This is a genomic window from Winogradskyella vidalii (genome assembly GCF_013403955.1).
GTDB classification, from domain to species: Bacteria; Bacteroidota; Bacteroidia; order Flavobacteriales; family Flavobacteriaceae; genus Winogradskyella; species Winogradskyella vidalii.
Window position 1 is genome coordinate 1 of record NZ_JABFDG010000026.1, and the last position, 3,062, is coordinate 3,062.

The 3,062-nt window shown below is 29.4% G+C and carries 3 protein-coding genes; 1 reads left to right on the forward strand and 2 read right to left on the reverse strand.

The features are described 5' to 3' along the window. The coding region (locus HM982_RS18235) for an IS110 family RNA-guided transposase (protein WP_179354069.1) at positions 1-752 on the forward strand (752 nt) is incomplete at its 5' end. Positions 753-799: 47 nt separating this feature from the next. Here the strand turns inward: HM982_RS18235 and HM982_RS18240 are convergent. Next, positions 800-1,291 carry a hypothetical protein gene (locus tag HM982_RS18240; RefSeq protein ID WP_179354753.1) on the reverse strand — a complete coding sequence of 164 codons (492 nt, stop codon included), beginning with the start codon at positions 1,289-1,291 and terminating at the stop codon, positions 800-802. A gap of 170 nt (positions 1,292-1,461) precedes the next feature. Further along, the gene (locus tag HM982_RS18245; protein WP_179354754.1) at positions 1,462-2,634 is read right to left on the reverse strand and encodes a TlpA family protein disulfide reductase; all 1,173 of its coding nucleotides are present in this window, start codon (positions 2,632-2,634) and stop codon (positions 1,462-1,464) included. Positions 2,635-3,062: the final 428 nt, after the last annotated feature.

Here is a 3,062-nt window from a genome sequence, read left to right on the forward strand (position 1 = left end):
TTGAAAATCCATTATCAGTAAAACGTTTTATCCAAATGAAGTTGTCTAAAATCAAGACAGACAAAAGTGATTCTAAATTGATTTGTGAGTATGCCAAACAGGTGGAATTAAAACTTTGGGAAGGCAATTCCAAAGTTCAAACAGAGTGCTTACAAATGACCAGACTCCTTTCATTGTATACAAAACAAAGCACTATGCTTAAAAATAAGCTACATGGAGAAGCTGTTTTAGGTAACCCAAGTAAAGTCGTAGTGGCTTCATTAAAGCGTAGTTTAAAGCAGGTTGATAAAGAATTAAAAACCTTAGAAGAAAAACTATTAATAATAGTAAAACAAGAGTATCAAGATTTACTAACTCGAATAAAAACTATTCCAGGTATAGGAAATAAAACCGCAGTAATGCTATTGGTTTTAACCGATGGATTTGATCGTTTTAAAAGTGGTAGCGAATTGTGTAGTTATGCTGGATTAACCCCTGTAGTTAGAAAGAGTGGGAGTAGTGTAAATGGACGGCCTCGTATCAGTAAAATAGGAAATCAGAAACTACGTAATCTGTTATTTATGTGCAGCTTTAATGCTTGTAAATACAATAAAGCATGTCGTGATATTTATGAGAGAATAGTAGCAAAAGGAAAGAGTAAAAAATTGGCATTGATAGCGGTGTGTAATAAACTATTAAAACAGGCTTTTGCTATAGCAAAATCAGGTTTAATATATGATGATACATATAGAAGTACTTTAATGAAAAATTAGTGCATTTTTACTTGTTTTTTACCACAGTACTTTGTTAGCGGTAGTTTTTAAAAATCGGAATTTATATTTATTCGCAAACTTTTCGGAAACAGGTCAACAAAACCTAAAATTTCATCTGTTGATATCACTTTTTCGTAAAAGTCTTCAAAATAAAAGTATCCATCTTCTCTGTTTGAGAAATCCCCTAAATAATCTCGTTCAACTTCGAAAGTTTTACTAATTCTTTTTTCAGGTGTAGGAACGTCTAAAATCAGTTCAAATTGAATCTGATATTCTTCATCAACATTTTCAATATGAATGTCACGTTCCATATAAATACGATTTTCAAAATGTTGATAAATTCCTAAATACATTTTATCCTTTTCTATAATATCAAAGATTTCAAAGTGTTTGTAAGCATTATTTTGGTGAAAAAAACTGAAAAATACTTCTATGTAATCTTTGACATTTAATATTCCTTTTTTGTCAAGTTTGTTACAAAGTTCTTTCTTGAATATTTTAACAAATTCAGGAAGTCTATAAAAATAAAAGCTGTTCAATTAATTCTGTATTTATGAGTTTATTTAATTACCGCTAACGTGTTTGTGTATGATTAGTTGCGTGGTTCAGCAACTAAGTTAGCAAACTTTTACGAACCCGTGAAAATTCCGCAGGAATTTTCGCAAGTAGGCAGAAAACAGCAATTAATTATACACGGTGTTATGTGTGGTTATTTTTCGCTAATCAATTTTATATGTTCAATTTTTACATCTTTTTCTTCTACGGTTAATCCATAAGATTTCAGACTGCTAATAATGTCATTTTTAGATTTAATGCCGATTATAAAATCATACTTTGTTTCATTTTTATCATTGAATTTAAACGATACAGAAGAAACATTTGATAATTCAACAAGTGTATTATTTATTGTATATGCAGTAAATACTATTTTGTCATCTGCGTCAGATTTAGCTGAAAATCTTTTTTCCAAAGTTTCTTCTAAAAGCGATTTGTCTTGAATTGAAACAAGATTTACTTTTGTAGTTTTAAAGACCGTTTGCTTTTTTAAATTCAGTTTTTTTAAAATGTCATTTTCTAAAAAATTCAGATTTTTAGGTTCTTCTGTATTTTTATAAATTAGGTCGAAACGTTTATCTTTTATTGTCTCAGGTAATTCTAATTGGTCATTTTTAATATTTAAAATATCATTATAAATATCTGCCAATTTATAGGATTTCAATGTTATAATGCTTGTTCCGATTGCTTGTTTAGATGTTTCTGTACTTTCTGTTTCTTGAAGTTCAAAATAATACTTAACTTCTTTATTACTCATCAATTCTTTAAAGTCAAATGTTTGTTTTTGTTCTTTGAAACTTACATTTTTCTTTAAATCGAAATCTGTATTTTCTGTATTCCCGTTAGAAAGGAATTTTGACATAATCGCAGAATTTAGATTTTTTGGCTCTCCTATCCATTTTATAGTACCACTTTTATCTATTAAAACTGTTAAAGGATATTCTTCTAATCCTTTGATGCCATCTCCAAAGTTAATTTGAGTTTCCTTCGTCAAATCCGTAACCACGATTGACTTAAATTCGATTCGCTTTAGGCTTCTTTCAACTTTTGCAACTGATTCGTCTGTTATTGAAATGTAATAAAGGTCTTTTTGATTAAACTCCTTTTGGATTTCATTCATATGTGGAACCGCTGCTATACAAGGTCCACACCAAGTTGCCCAAAATTCGAGAACTATGTATTTATCATTCAAATTTTTGTCATTTGGAATATTCTCAATCCAATTCGTGATATTTATTTTTGGTGCTTTTTCGTTGACTTTTATATTGGATTGGGCGTAAATATTACCAAAAGTAAATAATGTCAGAATATAAATTAGTTTTCTCATAGTTTGGTTTTTTAATCACACATAACGTGTTTGTATATGGTTTGTTGCGTGTTTTAAGCACCTAATTTAGCAAATAAAAACCGAATAGAAAATCCGCGAGGATTTTCGTAAGTAGGCTAGAACTAGCAATAAATTATATACGGCTTAAGTTAGCAATTAAATAAAAACACTAAATTAAGATTTATAAATTAGAAAGCACAAAAGAGAGGAGTAAGGTTATTATATACGCAGAGACTTCAGATCTCGTCAACATTGAAAATCCCCTCTCTTTTCTACACAGATTTCGTACAGTTCTATGAGGCTTTAAGACCTCGATTTTAAGTCGTTGAAACTCGCGTAGATTGTCCTTTGAAAAAAACATTTCTTATGAATAAAGATATTAAATATTTTGGAATAGACATTAGCCATTTGGTTTTTGATGTCACAGA